Here is a 17,446-nt window from a genome sequence, read left to right as displayed (position 1 = left end):
AGGTCCGTTCATGCTGCGCAAGCTTCTCATTCTGGGCGTGTTCGCCGGAACATCGGCATCGATCCCGATCGTCTATCAGTCGAACCCGCAGATTCTCGACAACCTGTTGAAGTCGACCGTCGCCGGCAAGCCGCAACCGCAGCCCGAGCTGAGCCTCGCCTCGGTTCCCGACAAGCCGGCCGCACCGCTGCCCACAGGTCGCAAGGTCCTGGTGGCGGCCGACGAGCGCGGCCATTTCACCTCCGCCTTCAAGCTCAACGGCCGCCAGATCGACGGCATGATCGACACCGGCGCCACGTTGGTCGCCATCAACACCTCGACGGCGCGCCGCATCGGCATCTCGCTCAACCCGTCGGATTTCAGCCATCAGGTCAACACCGCCAATGGCGCGATCAGGGCCGCTGTGGTCAACATCGACCGCCTGCAGATCGGCAAGATCAGCGTCGACAACATCCAGGCCGTGGTCCTCGACGACAAGGCGCTGCGCACCAACCTGATCGGCATGAGCTTTTTGCAGCGGCTGGCAAAATACCAGGTCGAAAACGGCACACTGTTGCTGGTGCAGTAGCGCCTTCCGCTACCCGCGCGGCAGCACGCGCCGGATGACAGTCTTGTCGGCGGCTGGTTTCGACGCCCCGATCGTATAGGCCGAAAGCACGGCGGCTGCGGCCGCTTCGGCCTCCACTTGCGTGCGGGCGTGGACCAGCGCCAGCGGCTCGCCGGCCCGCACCTCGGCGCCGAGCGGCAGTAGCCTGGTGATGCCGACCGCATGGTCGATCCTGTCGTCCGGCCGCGTGCGCCCGCCACCGAGCCCGACCACAGCAAGGCCGATATCGCGGGTGGCAATACCGGTGGCAAAACCGTTGCCTGTCGCCTTGACCGCAAACTCCACCGCCGCTTTCGGCAGGTATTTTTCCGGCTTCTCGACGAAATCGGCGGGACCGCCAAGCGCTGTCACCATACGCGCGAAGGCGGCTGCCGCGCGGCCGCCGGCCAGCGTCTCGGCCGCGCGCCTGAGACCGTCCTGATTGGACGACGCCAGCCCTGCCGATTGCAGCATCTCGGCGGCCAGCGCCAGCGTCACATCCTCCAGTCGCTTGTCGCGGAGCCTCCCGGTGAGGAAATCGACGGCGTTGCGCACCTCGACCGCGTTGCCGGCCGCCGACGCCAGCGGCTCGTTCATGCCGGTGACCAGCGCCGAGGCCTTCAGGCCGGCGCCGTTGGCGATCTCGACCAGGCTGTTGGCCAGTGCTGTCGCGTCGCGCGACTTCTCCATGAAGGCGCCATTGCCGACCTTGACGTCGAGCACCAGCGACTGCAGGCCGGCCGCGAGTTTCTTCGACAGGATAGAGGCAGTGATCAGCGGCACCGATTCCACCGTTCCGGTCACATCGCGGATCGCATAGAGCCGACGGTCGGCCGGCGCGAGATCGGCGGTCTGGCCGATGATGGCGCAGCCGGTCTCGAGCACCGTCTTGCGGAAGCGCGCGATATCCGGCTGGCTGGTATAGCCCGGGATGGCATCCATCTTGTCCAGCGTGCCGCCGGTATGGCCAAGGCCCCTGCCGGATATCATCGGCACATAGGCGCCGCAAGCGGCGACGATCGGCGCCAGCATCAGCGAGACATTGTCGCCAACGCCGCCGGTCGAATGTTTGTCGGTGACCGGACCCGGCAGGTCCGACCAGTCGAGCACATCGCCGGAATCGCGCATGGCGAGCGTCAGCGCCACCGCCTCGTCGCGGTTCATGCCGTTGAAGAACACCGCCATGGCAAAGGCGCCGACCTGACCGTCCGAGACGCTGCCCGAAGTTACGCCGGCGACAAAGGCCGAAATCTCCTGCGCCGACAGTTTCTGGCCATCGCGCTTGCGGCGGATGATTTCCTGGGGAAGCATCAGGCGTCGCCCTTCAGCTCCGGCAACCCATCCTGGAACACATGCGCAAGGATCGTCGCCAGCCGTGCGCCGCCGATCGGCGCCATGTCCTTGGTCTCCTGGTGCGACAGTTCCGCCCCGGTCATCCCGGCGGCGAGATTGGTGATCACCGAACAGGCGGCTACGCGAAGCCCAAGGAAGCGGGCGAGAATGACCTCCGGCACGGTCGACATCCCTACCGCATTGGCGCCCATGACGCGGGCCATGCGGATTTCAGCAGGGGTTTCGAAACACGGACCGGAAAACCACATATAGACGCCCTTGTGCAGCGCCGTCCCTGTCGCCTTCGCCGCCCGTTCGATCGCCGCGCGCAAGCCGGCATCATAGGCTTCGGTCAGGCCGACGAAGCGGCGGTCGCTTGGCTCGCCGATCAGCGGGTTGGAGCCGGAGAAATTGATGTGATCGGTGATCAGCATCACCGATCCAGGCAGCATGTCGGGATCGACCGAGCCGGCGGCATTGGTAAGGATCAGCTTGGTGATGCCGATGCCGGCAAGCACCTCCAGCGCCGGCCGCATCGCCGCAGCAACGCCGTGCTCGTAATAATGGGCGCGGCCGGACAGCATCAGCACCGGCGTGCCGGCGAAAAGCCCCGCGACCACCTCGCCGGCATGGCCAGTCACCCCGCTGCGGGGGAAACCCGGCAGGTCGGCATAAGAGATGCGCACGGCATTTTCGACCTGGTCGACAAGCCCGCCAAGGCCCGACCCCAGCACCATCGCCGTTGTCGGCGCCAACCCGTCCAGCCTTTCAACGAGGTGGTCCAGAGCTTCCTTCATATCAGCCAACTCTCACTTCAAAATGTCGCCACGAAACCCGTAGGGCAGCATGTCGCCCATGGTCACGGTCTCGACCACGCCGGTGTTGTCGCAAAGATAGAGCTTCGTGTCCGGCCGGCAGAACTCCGCCAGCCTTTGCCGACAGCCGCCACAGGGCGAGCATTTGGCCATGCGCGAGGCAATGACGGCGATCTCGACGATCTTGCCGCCGCCGCCCATGATGTAATGGCCGAGCGCCGTGGTCTCGGCGCACCAGCCTTCCGGATAGGACGCGACCTCGATGTTGGCGCCGGTGAAGACACGGCCGTCCTCGGTGCGCAACGCCGCACCCACCGGAAACTTCGAATAGGGCGCGTAGGCCTTGGCCATGGCCTCCTGCGCGGCTTCGAACAGATCATGCGACATTCAGGTGTTCTCTCCGACGATCGTGGTCAAAACCCGGCGCTTTGCGTTTTCGTGGCGCCTTTCGAGCACCAGCCGCATGCTCGACTCAGTGCTCCTGGGCGCCCGGATCAACGTTCCTTGACATAAGGCACGCCGCCGGCGCGCGGCGGGATCGCCTTGCCGATGAAGCCGGCAAGCAGGATCACGGTCAGCACATAGGGCAGCGCCTGCATGAACTGCACCGGCACCTTGCCGATCAACGGCAGCGGCGAACCCTGCAGGCGGATCGCCGCCGCGTCGAGGAAGCCGAACAGAAGACAGGCGAACATAGCGTTGACCGGTCGCCATTTGGCAAAGATCAGCGCCGCCAGTGCGATGTACCCCTTGCCCGCGGTCATGTCCTTCACGAAGCCGCCATTCTGCACCATCGAGAGGTAGGCGCCGGCAATGCCGGTCAGCACACCGGTGCAGATCAGGGCCCGGTAGCGCAGCCAAGCGACCGAGATGCCGGCGGTGTCGACGGCGGCCGGGTTCTCGCCGACGGCGCGTAGGCGCAGGCCGAAGCGGGTGCGAAACAACACCCACCAGGTGAACGGCACCATGGCGAAAGCGAGATAGACCAGGATCGAATGGCCAGAGAGCAGCTCGGAATAGATCGGCCCTATGATCGGCACGTCGTGGATCGCGGCAGCACCAGGCAGAGTGATGGCCTCGAAACGCTCGCCCGGCTGCAGCGCCGGCGTGCGCCCGCCCTGCTGGAACCAGGCCTGGCCCAGAATGATTGTCGAGCCGGCGGCGACGAAGTTGATGGCCACACCGGAGACGATCTGGTTGCCGCGATGGGTGATCGAGGCGAAGCCGTGCACCAAGGCAAAGGCGACCGACATCACGATCGCCATGCCGAGACCGAGGAAGGCCGAATGGAAGACCGAAGCGGCGGCCGCACCTGCAAAGGCGCCGACCAGCATCTTGCCTTCCAGCCCGATGTCGAAAACGCCTGCGCGTTCCGAATAGAGGCCGGCAAGGCAAGCGAGCAGCAACGGCACCGACAGGCGTATGGTCGAGTCCAGGATCTGCACGATGGCGATGAAGACGTCCATCTCAGGCGCCCTTCCCTTTGACCGCTTCGATGCCGACCGACCTTGGACTGAACGAGGCGAACAGCGCCTGGACGTAGGGCCGGAACATGTGCTCCAGCGCACCGGCAAACAGGATGACCAGGCCTTGGATGATGACGATCATGTCGCGGGAAATCGCCGGCATTTCGAAGGCGAGTTCGGCGCCACCCTGGTAGAGCATGCCGAACAGGATCGCCGCCAGCACGATGCCGACCGGATGCAGACGGCCCATCAGCGCCACGGCAATGCCGACGAAGCCGGCGCCGGAGACGAAATCGATCGCCACATTGTGCTGGTCGCCCATCACCGGGTTGAGTGTCATCATGCCGGCCAGCGCGCCCGAAATCATCATCGCGATGATGATGATGCGGGTCTCCGAAATGCCGGCATAGCGCGCCGCTTTCGGGCTGTGGCCATAGGTGCGCATCTCGTAGCCGAGCTTGGTGCGCCAGATCAGCAGCCAGACCAGGAATGCCATGAGCAGCGCCAGCAGGAAGCAGATGTTGAACGGCGCCGAGCGGATCTTGGCGCCGAACAGTTCGATGATCCAGTTGAGTTTGGGCAGTTCGGCGCCGGCGAGGAAGTTGCGCGTCTGCGGCGCCTGCGACGCCGCCGGCTTCAACGGCCCGACCAGGAGGTAGACCATGATCGAGGCCGCGATGAAGTTGAACATGATGGTGGTGATGACGATGTGCGACCCGCGCTTGGCCTGCAGATAGGCCGGGATCAGCGCCCACAGCGCACCGACGGCGGCTCCGGCGACGATCGCCAGCGGAAAGGTCAGCCACCACGGCAGCACAGTGTCGAAGGCGAGGCAGACCACGCCCACGCCAAGGCCGGCAATATAGGCCTGGCCCTCGGTCCCGATGTTGAACAGGCCGCAATGCGCGGCCACCGCCACCGACAGGCCGGTGAAGATGAAGGTGGTGGCATAGAACAGCGTGAAGGCAATGCCGGTTCCCTTGCCGAAAGCGCCCTCGACCAGGATGACGGCGGCACGAAACGGGTTTTCGCCGACCAGCATGACGACGAAACCGGCAACGATGAAAGCCACTGACAGATTGATCAGCGGGATCAGCCCATAATCGGCCCAGGCCGGCAGCTTGGCGTAAGGCGTGCTCACTCTGCCGCCTCCTGGCGGTCGACGCCTGCCATCAGCAGGCCAAGCTCGCCTTCGGTCGCCTCGGGGCCACGTTCGCCGACGATGCGCCCGGCAAACATTACCAGGATGCGGTCCGACAGCGAACGGATCTCGTCGAGCTCGACCGACACCACCAGCACCGCCTTGCCCTGGTCGCGCATGGCAATCAGCCGCTTGTGGATGAATTCTATGGCGCCGACATCGACGCCGCGCGTCGGCTGGCCGACGATCAGAACACCGGGATCCTGCTCCATTTCTCGCGCCAGCACGATCTTCTGCTGGTTGCCGCCGGAGAAATTCGCCGTCTTCAGACGCGGATTGCCGGGACGGATGTCGTATTTCTCGATCTTGTCCTTGGCATCGGTCATGATGGCGTCGATGTTGAGGAACGGCCCTTTGAGGTAGCGCGGGTCGTCATGGTAGCCGAGGATCGAATTCTCGTTCTCCTCGAAGGCCAGCACCAGGCCGACATGATGGCGGTCCTCCGGCACATGGGCGAGCCCACGGTCGCGCAACTCGCCGGGATCGGCGGCCCCGGTCAGGTCGATCGGCTTGCCATCGAGCATCACCGAGCCGGAAACCGCGCGCCTGATGCCGGAAATCGCCTCGAGCAGTTCGGACTGGCCGTTGCCGGCGACACCGGCAATGCCGACGATCTCGCCGGCGCGGATATCGAAGGAGATGTCGTCGACCATGGTGACGCCGCGCTGGTCTTTAACCGTCAGGTTCTTGACCGCGAGCTTGACCGCGCCGGCCTCCGTCTCGCCCTTTTCGACCCGCAGCAGCACGCGCCGCCCGACCATCAGTTCGGCCAGTTCGCCGACTGTCGTCTTGCTGGTCTCGCGCGTCGCCACCATCGTGCCCTGGCGCATGACCGAGACATTGTCGGTGATGGCCATGATCTCGCGCAGCTTGTGGGTGATCAGCACCACCGTTTTCCCCTGGTCCTTTAATTGCCTGAGGATGCGGAACAGATGGTCGGCCTCGGCCGGCGTCAACACGCCCGTCGGCTCGTCGAGAATCAGGATTTCGGCGCCGCGATAAAGCGCCTTCAGGATTTCGACACGCTGCTGCAGGCCGACCGGCAATTCCTCGATGATGGCATCGGGATCGACTTCCAGCCCGTATTCGCGCTCGAGCCGCTCCAGTTCGGAGCGCGCCTTGGCGATGCTCTTTTTCAACAGCGCATCGCTTTCGGCGCCGAGGATGATGTTTTCCAGCACGGTGAAATTGTCGACCAGCATGAAGTGCTGGTGCACCATGCCGATGCCGAGCGCGATGGCGTCGTTGGAAGTCTTGATCGACGCCGGCTTGCCGCCGACGCGGATCTCGCCGCTGTCGGCCTGGTAGAAGCCGTAGAGGATCGACATCAGCGTCGACTTGCCGGCGCCGTTCTCGCCGACGATGCCGTGGATGGTGCCGCGTGCGATCTCCAGATTGATGTCGCGATTGGCGCGAACGGCGCCAAAACTCTTGTTGATGCCGATCAGTTCGATTGCGGCTTGCGCCATGCAGCCTGTCCCACTCTTATTTTTTTATCGCTTGGTCAAAACGCCTAGCATGATGCCCCACCCGTGCCAATTGGCGGCGCAGTGGCCACTCTCGACAAATCCCGGTGCGCTTGTCAATTTCGAACGTGGCCGCAGACCTTCACATTCACTAATATGCAAGGCTCGACAGTCGCATCATGCTGCAACTGCGAGCACCAGGACCTGGGGAGTTTCGAATGATCATGCCTGTCGACCGGCTGACGACGCTGGAAATCCGCGCCGCCGAGCAGGAAAAGACGATCGAGGAACTGTCGGGCCAGATCGCCGAACAGTGGACGGTCATCGAGCGCATGCAGCGCAAGCTGGATGCGCTGACCGGGCGCTTCATGGCGCTGGAGGAACAATCGGCACCCGACGTGCCGATAACCAAACCGCCGCACTGGTAGCAAGGAGAAGCCGATGGCCGGTGAAAGCGATCGCGTTGCGCGGGCGGGCGATTATGTGCTTGGCCTGATGAACGACCGCGACCGCGAACGTGCCGAGCGCGACCTGGAGATCGATCCCGCCTTCCGCGACACGGTGATGCGGCTGGCCGAGCGCATGCATGTCTTCGACCGTGGTCCGCCATCGGGCGGCAGCGATCGCTGGCGGCTGATTTCGCAACGCATCGCCGAACTGCCGCAGATGCGTGTGGTCGGCCAGGGCGAAGCGAAGCCGGTGATCGGCAGGCTGGAGCGGAAGCCCTATGGCGTCGGCGTGCATTCGCTCGGTGGCCGACGCGGCTTCGCTATCGCCATTGCGCTGATGGTGGTGTTTGCGCTGGGTTATCTCGTCGGACAGCTATAGGCCGAGTTCGCGCGACATCAGCAGCATCGGGTAGCCGTCCTGCTCAAACGACTCGACCACTGCCCAACCGAGCCCGGCATAGAAGTCTCGCGCCACCCAGGTATAGAGGTAGGTCCTCTCCACACCGATCGCGGTTGCATGCGCTTCGATGGCTGCAACCAGCGCGCGGCCGATCCCTTTGCCGCGGTGGTCGCTATCGACGACCAATCCCGCCAGCCAAGGCGTCAGCTCATGCGCGGGTTCAAGTTCGTGGCGAACCAGCAGGCAGGTCCCGACCGGGACGTCCCCTATCCGCGCCACAAGCGCCGCCTCGAAGCCATCTCCATTGAGCAACTCGCGAAGCCCGGCGACGTCCTCATTCAACGTTCTTGCGCTGCCCTCGAAAAAGGCGGCGATGCGCAGTCGCGCCACTGCATCAACATCGCGTTCGGTCATCGGTCCGATGGTCGGCTTCACTCTCGCCTCTCAAGTTGCGGCCCCCGTCAAACCCAAAAACAAAACCGCCGGACTCTCGCCCGGCGGTTTCAACTCTAATGGATACAGATCAATACGGGCAGGCGTTGTCGGCGGTGTAGTCGTGCACCTGGATCGTGCCGGCGATGATGTCGGCCTTGGCCTTTTCGACGGCAGCCTTCATCTCGTCGGTGACCAGCGCCTTGTTGTTGTCGTCCATGGCGTAGTCGACACCGCCTTCCTTGAGGCCGAGATTTTGCAGGCCGCCTTTGAAGGTGCCGTTCTTGCCGTCCATGAAGGCGGTGTAGACGGCCACGTCGACGCGCTTCAGCATTGAGGTCAGCACCTTGCCGGGCTGCAGGCCGTTCTGGTTGGAATCGACGCCGATGCCGAGCTTGCCGGCATCCGCCGCCGCCTGCAGCACGCCGACGCCGGTACCGCCGGCCGCGGCATAGACCACGTCGGAGCCCTGGTCGATCTGTGTCTTGGCGATCTCGCCGCCCTTGGCCGGATCGTTCCACGCCGCGGGCGTGTCACCGGTCATGTTCTGGATGACATCGGTCGCACCGGCCGCCTTGGCGCCGCCGACATAGCCGCATTCGAACTTGCGGATCAGCGGAATGTCCATGCCGCCGATGAAGGACACCTTCTTGGACTTCGAGGCCATCGCCGCCAGGATGCCGACGAGATAGGAGCCTTCGTTTTCCTTGAAGACAAGCGAGCGGACATTGGGCATATCGACGGCATCGTCGATGATGGCGAAGTTGAGATCGGGATATTCCTTCGCGACCACCTTCAGCGCATCCTCCCAGGCAAAGCCGGCCATGACGATCGGGTTGCGGCCGTCTTCGGCGAAGCGGCGCAGCGCCTGCTCGCGCTGCGAGGCATTGGACACTTCGAACTCGACATAGGCGGTGCCGGTCTCGGTCTTGAACTTTTCGGCGCCGTGATAGGCAGCCTCGTTGAAGGATTTGTCGAACTTGCCGCCGAGATCGTAGAGGATGGCCGGCTGGACATCCGCGGCGAAAGCCGGAAGAACCATTGCGGTTGCGGCCAGGAGGCCGAGAACGATACGTTTCATGTGATCCACACCCTGTCGGTTATTTTTTTCCGTTACGCGCCGCCCGCCTGCCCGGTTCTCCGGCAGACATGCGGCATCAGCCAGGAGTGTACTCCCCTCCCGCTCAGGGCAATCTGGCACGGCCCGAAACAAAATTCACGCGGAATTTTGACCTTTTGGAAAAGCATGCCTCCCCTTGGAAAAGCAGGCTTGGGCAATGACTGCCGCGGACGATTGCCGCATTGTCGTCGCAAGTCCGCCGGGACAACCCATCAGCCCGGCGCGAATTCTCCGCCGCGCCGCCGGCGCCGGTAGCCGATCGCATAGAGGATGAAGGCAAGCACCGCGAACACGGCAAACCCCGGCTGGGCAAGCACCCAGGCGATGCCGCCATCCCATATCATCGGATTGACCTTGGCGCGCACGAAGGTCTCGAAGGCCGCGCGGGTGTCGGGCGAAACCGCCAGCCAGCTCGAATTCAGCGGCGTCATGACCAATGCGGAAGCCGCCACCGAGCGCGTCGCGTCGAGTACCGCCATGATGACGGCGACCGAGAGTGCGACCATGGCCGCGAGGCGAAACAAAAAACGCAACATCAGATCTTTCCCCCGGCCTGGTCCTCAAGCTCCTCCCGAGGACCTTCCGGTCACAGGCGAGGAATAGAATGCGTACGCCCGGCGCGCAATCGGCTTACGCGAATTTGAAGTCTATCGCTTGCGCCGATGAACGAGCCAGACGCCGAGGATACCGCCGACGATGGCGCCGACCACCAGCCCGACAAGGCCGATGAACACCGCGAAATAACCGCAGCCGCCTTCGAAACAGCTGATGTCGGTGACTTCGGCGATCCCTGCCCCGAGCGCGAAGCCGGCCACGGCGCCGACGACGGCGCCGAGGAGGATGCCGACCAGCGCGGCGACAACCGAGGCGAAGACCTGCGGTGTTTGCGCTTGCCGCTCGGTATAGACGGCTGCGGGTCCGGCATGGCGGCGCAGCAGGTAAATGCAGAACAGGCCGATACCGATTTCGGCGCCGGTGATGGTCAGGCCCCTGGCGGAGAAGACGAAATCGGGCACGGCCAGGGTATAGGCTTGCCGCGCCAACAGAAAGACGATGATGGCGATCTGCCAGATGATGAATTGGCGCGGAAAGTGCTCCGAGCGGCCGAAGGCGAGGCCGAGCAGGTAAAGCCCGCACAGGATGGTGATGATGTTGGCGGCGAGCCCGCCCAGCAGCAGGTAGAAGACTGTATCCGGCAGGCCGGAGCTGCCGACCAGCCACCGGGCCGAGACCAGCCCGTAGGCCGACCATGCCATGACGACGACAAGCCAGCCCACCGGGATGAAGGACAGGTCCGAACGCCCAGGCAGCGGCAGCCCGCTGCCTGGCACGCCTGCGGCCGGCGTTCCGCTGGCCGGCTGTTCATTGCTCGATGTCATGTCTGGACGTTGCCCCCGCAAAGCCTCCGCCTCACTCGACAGGGGGCCCGGGCCGAAGTCAAGCGCGCCCGGCTCTGCCGCCTCGCCCGTGCACACCATTCAGAGCCGAAAGCACCTTTGAAGCGGAGGCGTTGGCGGCCCCACGAAACGATGCGTGGCCGGCAAAGCGAATAGACTGCCGTTATGGCTTGGCATTCGGCGCCGGATCGACTAGATGAGCCCCGCGCCTGTTTGAATGACGGGCGCCGGGAAGGGCATCCGCTGGTTGGCGATGTCCATCAAGCGGGTCTTCCCGCAAATCCCAAAGGGATGCATCTCCCCAACCCGCGTGGCAAAACCGGCCGGCGCGAATGCAAGGACGGAGAGGTGGCCGAGTGGTTGAAGGCGCACGCCTGGAAAGTGTGTTTACGGGAGACCGTAACGCGGGTTCGAATCCCGCTCTCTCCGCCACTATCAAGCCATTGAAACCGCTGCGATTTCCCATCCCAGCGGGTGCGGCTGACTTTACTTCACATGCTCGCCCTGGGTTCATGGCGGATTGCCGGCTTGCTCGCCAAGCCAGGCGCAGAAATGCCGCGGAGCGATCCGGCGGTCGCCGTCACCTGTTCAACCGCCAGAGTTTCAAAGGCGTAGCCGGACCTCTGTCTTCACTCTTCGTGCCCCATCTGTCACCGTCGCAACCAACGCGGTAGTGCCGCCTGGTGCGATCTCAGGTCGCAGATGAGGTAATTCCATGAATTATAACGATATCGACCTCAATCTATTGCGGGTCTTTGACGTGATGATGCGGGAAAGGAGCGTCACGCGGGCGGCTACCGAATTAGGCAGAACACAATCCGCTGTAAGCCACTCCCTGTCGAAGCTTCGGTATCTATTGCAGGATGAACTGTTCACCAGAGATGGCGGCGAGATGCGGCCAACTCCCCGGGCAGTTGAGCTGCTGTCGAATATTTCCGCCGCACTCGCAACGATCCGCGCATCGATCGACCGGCATCAGATCTTCAATCCAGCAACGACGCGACGCAACTTTCGCGTTGGACTTACAGATTATCATGCCATGGTTTTCATCCCGGGCCTCATTCGAGAATTTTCCAGGCAAGCTCCTGGCGCGACGCTGAACGTCATTCCCGCAAACGGACCCGAAATCGGGTCATCGGTCTATCTGAGACAAGTTGACTGCGCGCTGACGGGAGCAGCGATACGCGACGACCCAGGTCTCTTGAAGGTGGAGCTTGGCCAGGACCGATTGTTTTGCGCGGTGTGGAGTGGAAGCAAGATCGCCAGAAGCGCGATGACGCTGGAAACCTATCTGGCCAGTTCTCACCTCCAGATTTCCGCAGATGGCCTGGCGGAAGGCCTCGCGGATGCCGCCCTCAAACAGATGGGTCTTCGCCGCAATGTCGTTGCGACCATCTCGAACTATCCGGTGCTGCCCTGGGCGCTTCGCGGCACTGAACTGATTACCCATTGCGGTGATGCCATCCTGCAAATGCTGGATGAGAGGAGTGAGGTGACGTTGGTCCCGCCACCCCTTCCGATATCGAATGTGAATGCCTGGCTTATTGTTCATCGCCAGATGGCGAATGACCCGGGAACCAGGTGGCTCCGGGAAATCATCGTGGGAATCTACAACGAATCGCGGAGCAAGAGACACCAAGGCACCGTCGGAGCACCGGGGTCGGCCGTAAAATAGGTCGCGCGCGCTGCTTCACCACTCAACCGCTTTTCAGCTGCGAGTGCTTCGCAACTATGAGCAGCGCTCATTTTCACCATGAGAACAATCGATTTGACGAATACTTGGGCTGGAGAGCACATTCCCTTCAACAATAACAGGGGAATGCCGAAATGAGATCAACGTTCAAGGGCCTTCTTGCCCTCGCCATCGCGTGCACCGCCTCCTCGGCGTGGTCCGCAACCCTCGACAATGTCAAGAAAAATGGCGTGCTGACCTGTGGCACAAATTCGGCCACGGCTGGCTTCAGCCTTCCCGACAATGAAGGCAAATGGACCGGATTTGTCGTCGATTATTGTCGCGCCGTGGCCGCTGCCGTGCTCGGGGATGCGCAAAAGGTCAAGTTCATCCCATTGACGCCAAAGGATCGCTTCACCGCCTTGCAGTCGGGAGAGATCGACATTCTCGCCCACAACGCAACCTGGACATCGTCCCGCGATACGTCGCTAGGCATACTGTTTGCCGGCACGTATTTCTATGACGGCCAGGGGTTCATGGTGCGCAAGGCGGACAATATCACGTCAGCCAAGGGACTTGACGGCGCATCGATATGCGTCACCCAGGGCACCACGACCGAGTTGAACCTTGCCGACTATTTTCGCTCGCAGTCGATCAAGTACACGACGGTTGGTTTCGCGGACGAGGAAGCTGTAGTGAAGGCTTATGAGGAGGGACGTTGCGACGTCTTGTCCGCAGACACCTCCACCTTGAACGCGTCGCGGCTTCGCATGGCCAAGCCGGACGACAGCATTGTTCTTCCCGAGCTGATCTCCAAGGAGCCGCTTGGTCCGGCCGTGCGGCAGGGTGACGACCAGTGGCTCAATGTGGCGAAGTGGACGCTCTACGTCATGGTGGCCGCGGAGGAATACGGGGTCACCTCCAAGAACGTCGATGCCATGAAATCGTCGGACAATCCCAGCATCCGCCGCTTGCTTGGCGTGGACGGCAGCATAGGCAAGGACATCGGGCTCGGCGATAACTGGCCGGTCGAGGTGATCAAGCAGGTCGGCAATTACGGCGAAGTGTTTGATCGCAATGTCGGCAAGGATTCGCCGCTGAAAATGGAGCGCGGCATGAACGCGCTCTGGAACCAAGGCGGCGTTCAATACGCTCCGCCGATCCGCTAACGCATGTCGCTCAAAAATGGCCCCGGTTTTGAGACAACGACATGCATAAAAACAAAGACCCTAAAGCGCGTCGCCTGAGTCCGTTCAAACGCGACGCGCTTTAAGCAAAGCACGGTTGCAAGGCGCTGGCGTGGTACCGTCAGCGCCTTGCACGGACCCGATAGGAACAGCCCATGTCCCATTTGTCGCTTCCCGCGCCGTCGCGCAGGAGGTTGTCGCTGCACGATACGAAGGTGCGGGGCATCTTCTACCAGCTCTTGCTCGCCGGCTGCCTGCTGGCCTTGGCCCTGGGCATCGGCATGCAGACTGCATCGAATATGCGGGTCCGGGGGATTCCGCTCTCATTCGACTTTTGGAATGAGTCTGCCGGCTTCGACATCAATCAAACCCTGATACCGTACGATGCATTGTCCAGCTACGGTCAGGCGTTCTGGGTGGGAGTGGCCAACACCCTCTACGTCAGTCTCCTCGCAATCCTGTTCGCGACCTTGCTTGGCTTCGTCATCGGCGTTGCCCGCCTGTCGCCGAACTGGATCGTTTCGAAGGTGGCGACCGCCTATGTCGAGCTTGTGCGCAATGTTCCGTTGTTGCTGCAGCTGCTGTTCTGGTACAACGCCGTCCTCAAGCCGTTGCCCTCGCCGAAGGCGTCCATCGCCATTCCCGGCGGCATCTACCTCAACAATCGCGGCCTCATCGTTCCGGAGATTCATTTGCATCCGGGAGCGGGTCTGGTGGGCCTGGCATTCGTTGCGGCCATTTCCTGCTGCGTTGCGTTCTGGTTTCGCGCCAGGAGCATCCAGAGACGGACGGGCAGGCAGCTGCCGGTGCTTCTGGTCAGTCTGGCGACCTTGATAGGACTTCCGCTGGTCCTGTTCCTGGCGGCTGGCGAGCCGGTCTCGTTCGTCGCCCCGCAGCTACGGGGTTTCAATTTTCAAGGCGGGCATCAGCTCTATCCGGAGTTTGCCGCTCTCCTGATCGGTCTGTCGGTCTACACCGGTTCATACATCGCCGAGATCGTGCGAGGTGGAATCCAGGCAGTGCCAAAGGGCCAGACCGAGGCTGCGCATGCGCTGGGGCTGGCGCCGGGCAAGACGCTTCGTCTGGTCGTCGTTCCCCAGGCGCTGCGCATCATCATTCCCCCTTTGACAAGCCAGTATCTCAATCTCATCAAGAACTCGTCGCTTGCCGTGTTCATCGGCTATCCCGACCTCGTTCAGATCTTTGCAGGCACGGTGCTCAACCAGACCGGAGCCGCCGTCCAGGTCATGGCGATTACCCTGTCGGTCTATCTCGTTATCTCCCTTGCCACGTCATTGGCCATGAACGCGTGTAACCGACATTTTGCAATCGTTGAAAGGTGACGGATGAGCGATCAGTCCATGCGTTCGCCAGTTGACGTCAGCGCGCTCATACCAGCCATGGCGCCTCCCGCGGACGTTCGACCGGGTCCAGTGAGCTGGATGAAAAAGAACCTGTTTTCGACGCCGTCTTCAGGCGCGCTGACGGTATGCTTTGTCCTCCTCGCCGCGTGGCTGCTGCATCACTTCCTGAGCTTTGCGATCTTCAATGCGGTCTGGAGCGGCGGCCACGAAGCTTGCCGTGCGAACAGCCAGGGGGCTTGCTGGCCTTTCATCGCCGAGAAGTTCGACTACCTGCGATACGGCGCGTATCCGGTTTCCGAGCGGTGGCGGGTGGACCTTGCGCAGGCGATCGGCGCCATCCTCATCGTTTGGCTCCTGTGGACGAAGGCTCCGCGGCGCAAAGTGGCGGCGTTGCTGTTCTTCCTCGTCTACCCCGTGGCCGCGTTCGTTCTCGTGCGCGGCGTTGCCTGGCTTCATTTGCCTGTCATCGATACGACGCTCTGGGGCGGTCTCTTGATCACGTTGCTGATGTCGATCGTGGGTATCGTCTTCTCGCTTCCGATCGGGGTTATCCTGGCGCTTGGACGCAGGTCGGAACTCCCTTTCGTCAAGACGGTTTGCGTCACGTTCATCGAAGTCGTCCGCGGCGTGCCGTTTATCACAGTGTTGTTCATGGCGAACTTCATGATGCCGCTCTTCGTCCCGGATTATCTGACGCCTGATCGACTGTTGCGCCCGCTCATCGCGATAGCGTTGTTCTCGTCCGCCTATATGGCCGAGGTCGTGAGAGCCGGCCTTCAGGCGATCCCGAAGGGCCAGTACGAAGCGGCCAAGGCGCTCGGGATCGGCTACTTCGACATGATGCGCCTGATCGTCCTCCCTCAGGCGTTGACGATCGTCATACCGAGCATCGTCTCGACCTTCATCGGTCTGTTCAAAGACACGACTCTGGTCGCCATCGTCGGCATCGCGGATTTCCTGAAGGCCGTCGAAACGGCGCGCGTCGATCCGAACTGGGCAGGCCCGACGATCTCATCAACCGGCTACCTCTTTGCGGGGTTGGTCTACTGGAGCTTTTGCTTCGGCATGTCGCGTTACTCGCAATCTATGGAGCGCCAATTGGCGCGTGGCCACAAATCCTAGGAGGCGATGATGATGCCACAAGCAATGCCCGCGGCAAGGTGACTATCAAATGGCTTGTGCAGACACGCCCGCATCGGCGCATGGGCAGCGACATATCGCGGGAATAGATTTCGACCAGATCCACGACCGTCAGCAGTTCGGATCCGTCAAATGGGCCAACCAGTGGGACGAGTTCTCTCCCCAGGTCGAGGGCCAGGACCTGCTGTCGCTGTGGACGGCGGATATGGACTTCCGCGCTCCGGAAACCGTCATCGCGCGACTGCGCGAGGCCGCGGAGCATGGCATTTACGGCTACACACGCCGCGATCCGCGCCACTATGAGATCGTGCAATCGTGGTTCGCGCACCGGCACAACTGGTCGCCGAAACTGGAGACCTTGCTTCCCGCGCCGGCGATCATGCCGTCTGTGGCTGCGATACTGCGAACCTTCACCAAGCCCGGTGACGGCGTCATTGTGCAGTCGCCCGTGTACTCGCCCTATTTCGAAGTTGTTCAGGGAAACGGGCGGGTTCTGCTTACGAACCGGCTGAGGCTGCAGAACAACAGATATGAACTCGATCTGGATGATTTCGAGAAACTGGCGGCCGGCGGTGCCAAGGCATTCCTGCTGTGCAATCCTCACAACCCTGCCGGAATGGCCTGGACACGCGAAGAATTGGCGGCGCTCAACGACGTCTGCGAGCGCCATGGGATCCTGGTCATATCGGACGACATTCACTGCGACATAAGGTTGTCGGATCGTCCTCACATCGTCTTCTCCTCCATCTCGGAAGATGCTGCCGAGAAATCGTTCATCTGCACCGCTCCAACGAAGACTTTCAATCTTGCCGGGGTTCCTTCGGCAACCATTTCGGTAGCCAGCAAAAAGCGCCGCGGGGCGCTTCTTGCCGCAATGCAGGCGTCATTCATGGTGAATGCGAACTTTTTCGGCCGCCTGGCCCTGGAGGTTGCTTACAGCAGCGGCGCGCCATGGCTCGACCAACTCACGCGCTATATCGCCGGCAACATCGATCTGGTTTGCGAGTTCGCCGGTGAACACCTTCCAGGCATCACGCCCATGCGGCCCGACGCATCGTTTCTGGTGTGGTTGGACGCGTGCGCGCTTGATCGCCGAGTGGGTGGAATTCAGAAATTCTTTGTCGATCGGGCCGGGGTTAATCTCTACGACGGCCGCGTCTATGGGCCTGGCGGCGAAGGCTTCATTCGCCTGAATGTCGGCTGCCCGCGTCCCCTGTTGCGCCAAGGGCTGGAGCGCATGTCCAGCGCGCTGGCATCCCTGTGATCGAGCGCCAGGGTGCTTCGGATGCGAGCCTGGTACTTGATGCCGGCAGCCGGTAAGGAAACGTCCGAGAGCGACGAGCCGGGTGGCCCGCAAGTCCGGATTCCATAGCCGTGCCGGACACGACGCTCAAGCCAAGGTCGACATGTCCATCTCGG

Annotated in this window: 18 protein-coding genes and 1 tRNA gene; 9 read left to right on the top strand and 10 right to left on the bottom strand. The window is 62.4% G+C overall.

What is annotated here, in order from left to right:
• Window positions 1–10 precede the first annotated feature (10 nt).
• Window positions 11–568, top strand: a complete 558-nt coding sequence (locus tag NKL06_RS22160) for a TIGR02281 family clan AA aspartic protease (RefSeq protein WP_023691858.1) — start codon at window positions 11–13, stop codon at window positions 566–568.
• A 9-nt stretch (window positions 569–577) separates the two neighbouring features.
• On the opposite strand, the gene deoA is transcribed toward NKL06_RS22160, so the two are convergent.
• The 6 genes from deoA to NKL06_RS22130 all read right to left on the bottom strand — a co-directional run bounded on the left by deoA (window position 578) and on the right by NKL06_RS22130 (window position 6,869).
• On the bottom strand, window positions 578–1,897 hold the full coding sequence (gene deoA, locus NKL06_RS22155; RefSeq protein ID WP_023691859.1) for a thymidine phosphorylase: 1,320 nt from the start codon (window positions 1,895–1,897) through the stop codon (window positions 578–580).
• Entirely contained in the window at window positions 1,897–2,715 is an 819-nt protein-coding gene (locus NKL06_RS22150; RefSeq protein ID WP_023691860.1) for a purine-nucleoside phosphorylase, read from the bottom strand. The genes deoA and NKL06_RS22150 overlap by 1 nt, the downstream gene beginning before the upstream one ends.
• A 12-nt stretch (window positions 2,716–2,727) precedes the next feature.
• Complete coding sequence (gene cdd, locus NKL06_RS22145) at window positions 2,728–3,120, bottom strand: cytidine deaminase (protein WP_023683183.1); 393 nt, start codon at window positions 3,118–3,120, stop codon at window positions 2,728–2,730.
• Between the two features lie 107 nt (window positions 3,121–3,227).
• A complete protein-coding gene (locus NKL06_RS22140; protein WP_023683182.1) occupies window positions 3,228–4,199 on the bottom strand; it encodes an ABC transporter permease in 972 nt (323 codons plus the stop codon).
• A gap of 1 nt (window position 4,200) precedes the next feature.
• Window positions 4,201–5,340, bottom strand: a complete 1,140-nt coding sequence (locus NKL06_RS22135; protein WP_023686470.1) for an ABC transporter permease — start codon at window positions 5,338–5,340, stop codon at window positions 4,201–4,203.
• Window positions 5,337–6,869, bottom strand: a complete 1,533-nt coding sequence (locus tag NKL06_RS22130) for an ABC transporter ATP-binding protein (protein ID WP_023691861.1) — start codon at window positions 6,867–6,869, stop codon at window positions 5,337–5,339. The genes NKL06_RS22135 and NKL06_RS22130 overlap by 4 nt, the downstream gene beginning before the upstream one ends.
• Before the next feature lie 218 nt (window positions 6,870–7,087).
• On the opposite strand from NKL06_RS22130, the gene NKL06_RS22125 reads away from it, so the two are divergent.
• Together NKL06_RS22125 and NKL06_RS22120 are read left to right on the top strand one after the other, a co-directional pair.
• On the top strand, window positions 7,088–7,294 hold the full coding sequence (locus tag NKL06_RS22125) for a SlyX family protein (protein ID WP_196813704.1): 207 nt from the start codon (window positions 7,088–7,090) through the stop codon (window positions 7,292–7,294).
• A gap of 13 nt (window positions 7,295–7,307) precedes the next feature.
• Complete coding sequence (locus NKL06_RS22120) at window positions 7,308–7,694, top strand: hypothetical protein (RefSeq protein ID WP_023691863.1); 387 nt, start codon at window positions 7,308–7,310, stop codon at window positions 7,692–7,694.
• Here the strand turns inward: NKL06_RS22120 and NKL06_RS22115 are convergent.
• From NKL06_RS22115 to NKL06_RS22100, 4 genes are all read right to left on the bottom strand, one after another.
• Entirely contained in the window at window positions 7,689–8,150 is a 462-nt protein-coding gene (locus tag NKL06_RS22115; protein WP_023691864.1) for a GNAT family N-acetyltransferase, read from the bottom strand. The two genes, NKL06_RS22120 and NKL06_RS22115, sit on opposite strands and share 6 nt — an antisense overlap.
• Window positions 8,151–8,238: 88 nt before the next feature.
• A complete protein-coding gene (locus tag NKL06_RS22110; protein WP_023683177.1) occupies window positions 8,239–9,228 on the bottom strand; it encodes a BMP family lipoprotein in 990 nt (329 codons plus the stop codon).
• A gap of 251 nt (window positions 9,229–9,479) precedes the next feature.
• A complete protein-coding gene (locus NKL06_RS22105) occupies window positions 9,480–9,803 on the bottom strand; it encodes a hypothetical protein (protein WP_023691865.1) in 324 nt (107 codons plus the stop codon).
• 111 nt (window positions 9,804–9,914) lie between these two features.
• A complete protein-coding gene (locus tag NKL06_RS22100; RefSeq protein WP_245267088.1) occupies window positions 9,915–10,646 on the bottom strand; it encodes a DUF2569 domain-containing protein in 732 nt (243 codons plus the stop codon).
• A gap of 360 nt (window positions 10,647–11,006) precedes the next feature.
• Here NKL06_RS22100 and NKL06_RS22095 point away from each other — a divergent pair.
• The 6 genes from NKL06_RS22095 to NKL06_RS22070 all read left to right on the top strand — a co-directional run bounded on the left by NKL06_RS22095 (window position 11,007) and on the right by NKL06_RS22070 (window position 17,291).
• A tRNA-Ser gene (locus NKL06_RS22095) sits at window positions 11,007–11,096 on the top strand.
• Window positions 11,097–11,379: 283 nt separating this feature from the next.
• Window positions 11,380–12,339, top strand: coding sequence for a LysR family transcriptional regulator (locus NKL06_RS22090; protein ID WP_023691868.1), 960 nt, complete (start codon window positions 11,380–11,382; stop codon window positions 12,337–12,339).
• Window positions 12,340–12,491: 152 nt separating this feature from the next.
• Window positions 12,492–13,505, top strand: coding sequence for an amino acid ABC transporter substrate-binding protein (locus tag NKL06_RS22085; RefSeq protein ID WP_023686475.1), 1,014 nt, complete (start codon window positions 12,492–12,494; stop codon window positions 13,503–13,505).
• A gap of 173 nt (window positions 13,506–13,678) precedes the next feature.
• The gene (locus tag NKL06_RS22080; RefSeq protein WP_023691869.1) at window positions 13,679–14,866 is read left to right on the top strand and encodes an amino acid ABC transporter permease; all 1,188 of its coding nucleotides are present in this window, start codon (window positions 13,679–13,681) and stop codon (window positions 14,864–14,866) included.
• 18 nt (window positions 14,867–14,884) lie between these two features.
• Window positions 14,885–16,009 (top strand): amino acid ABC transporter permease, encoded by a 1,125-nt coding sequence (locus NKL06_RS22075; RefSeq protein WP_031207836.1) that lies wholly within the window; start codon window positions 14,885–14,887, stop codon window positions 16,007–16,009.
• Window positions 16,010–16,058: 49 nt separating this feature from the next.
• Window positions 16,059–17,291 (top strand): MalY/PatB family protein, encoded by a 1,233-nt coding sequence (locus tag NKL06_RS22070; protein ID WP_050587023.1) that lies wholly within the window; start codon window positions 16,059–16,061, stop codon window positions 17,289–17,291.
• The last annotated feature ends 155 nt before the right edge of the window (window positions 17,292–17,446 follow it).

Origin of the sequence: Mesorhizobium sp. C268A (assembly GCF_040324475.1) — a bacterium.
GTDB lineage: Bacteria > Pseudomonadota > Alphaproteobacteria > Rhizobiales > Rhizobiaceae > Mesorhizobium.
Note: the sequence above shows the minus strand (reverse complement) of the source record. Positions and strands in the feature narration are given on the sequence as shown.

Bases quoted from the DNA above. Each gene is read 5' to 3' on its own strand.
- cdd (WP_023683183.1), bottom strand. From the start codon at position 3,120: ATGTCGCATGATCTGTTCGAAGCCGCGCAGGAGGCCATGGCCAAGGCC.
- NKL06_RS22160 (WP_023691858.1), top strand. From the start codon at position 11: ATGCTGCGCAAGCTTCTCATTCTGGGCGTGTTCGCCGGAACATCGGCA.
- NKL06_RS22120 (WP_023691863.1), top strand. From the start codon at position 7,308: ATGGCCGGTGAAAGCGATCGCGTTGCGCGGGCGGGCGATTATGTGCTT.
- NKL06_RS22150 (WP_023691860.1), bottom strand. From the start codon at position 2,715: ATGAAGGAAGCTCTGGACCACCTCGTTGAAAGGCTGGACGGGTTGGCG.
- NKL06_RS22070 (WP_050587023.1), top strand. From the start codon at position 16,059: ATGGCTTGTGCAGACACGCCCGCATCGGCGCATGGGCAGCGACATATC.
- NKL06_RS22140 (WP_023683182.1), bottom strand. From the start codon at position 4,199: ATGGACGTCTTCATCGCCATCGTGCAGATCCTGGACTCGACCATACGC.
- NKL06_RS22130 (WP_023691861.1), bottom strand. From the start codon at position 6,869: ATGGCGCAAGCCGCAATCGAACTGATCGGCATCAACAAGAGTTTTGGC.
- NKL06_RS22105 (WP_023691865.1), bottom strand. From the start codon at position 9,803: ATGTTGCGTTTTTTGTTTCGCCTCGCGGCCATGGTCGCACTCTCGGTC.
- NKL06_RS22100 (WP_245267088.1), bottom strand. From the start codon at position 10,646: ATGACATCGAGCAATGAACAGCCGGCCAGCGGAACGCCGGCCGCAGGC.
- NKL06_RS22085 (WP_023686475.1), top strand. From the start codon at position 12,492: ATGAGATCAACGTTCAAGGGCCTTCTTGCCCTCGCCATCGCGTGCACC.
- NKL06_RS22090 (WP_023691868.1), top strand. From the start codon at position 11,380: ATGAATTATAACGATATCGACCTCAATCTATTGCGGGTCTTTGACGTG.
- deoA (WP_023691859.1), bottom strand. From the start codon at position 1,897: ATGCTTCCCCAGGAAATCATCCGCCGCAAGCGCGATGGCCAGAAACTG.
- NKL06_RS22075 (WP_031207836.1), top strand. From the start codon at position 14,885: ATGCGTTCGCCAGTTGACGTCAGCGCGCTCATACCAGCCATGGCGCCT.
- NKL06_RS22110 (WP_023683177.1), bottom strand. From the start codon at position 9,228: ATGAAACGTATCGTTCTCGGCCTCCTGGCCGCAACCGCAATGGTTCTT.
- NKL06_RS22080 (WP_023691869.1), top strand. From the start codon at position 13,679: ATGTCCCATTTGTCGCTTCCCGCGCCGTCGCGCAGGAGGTTGTCGCTG.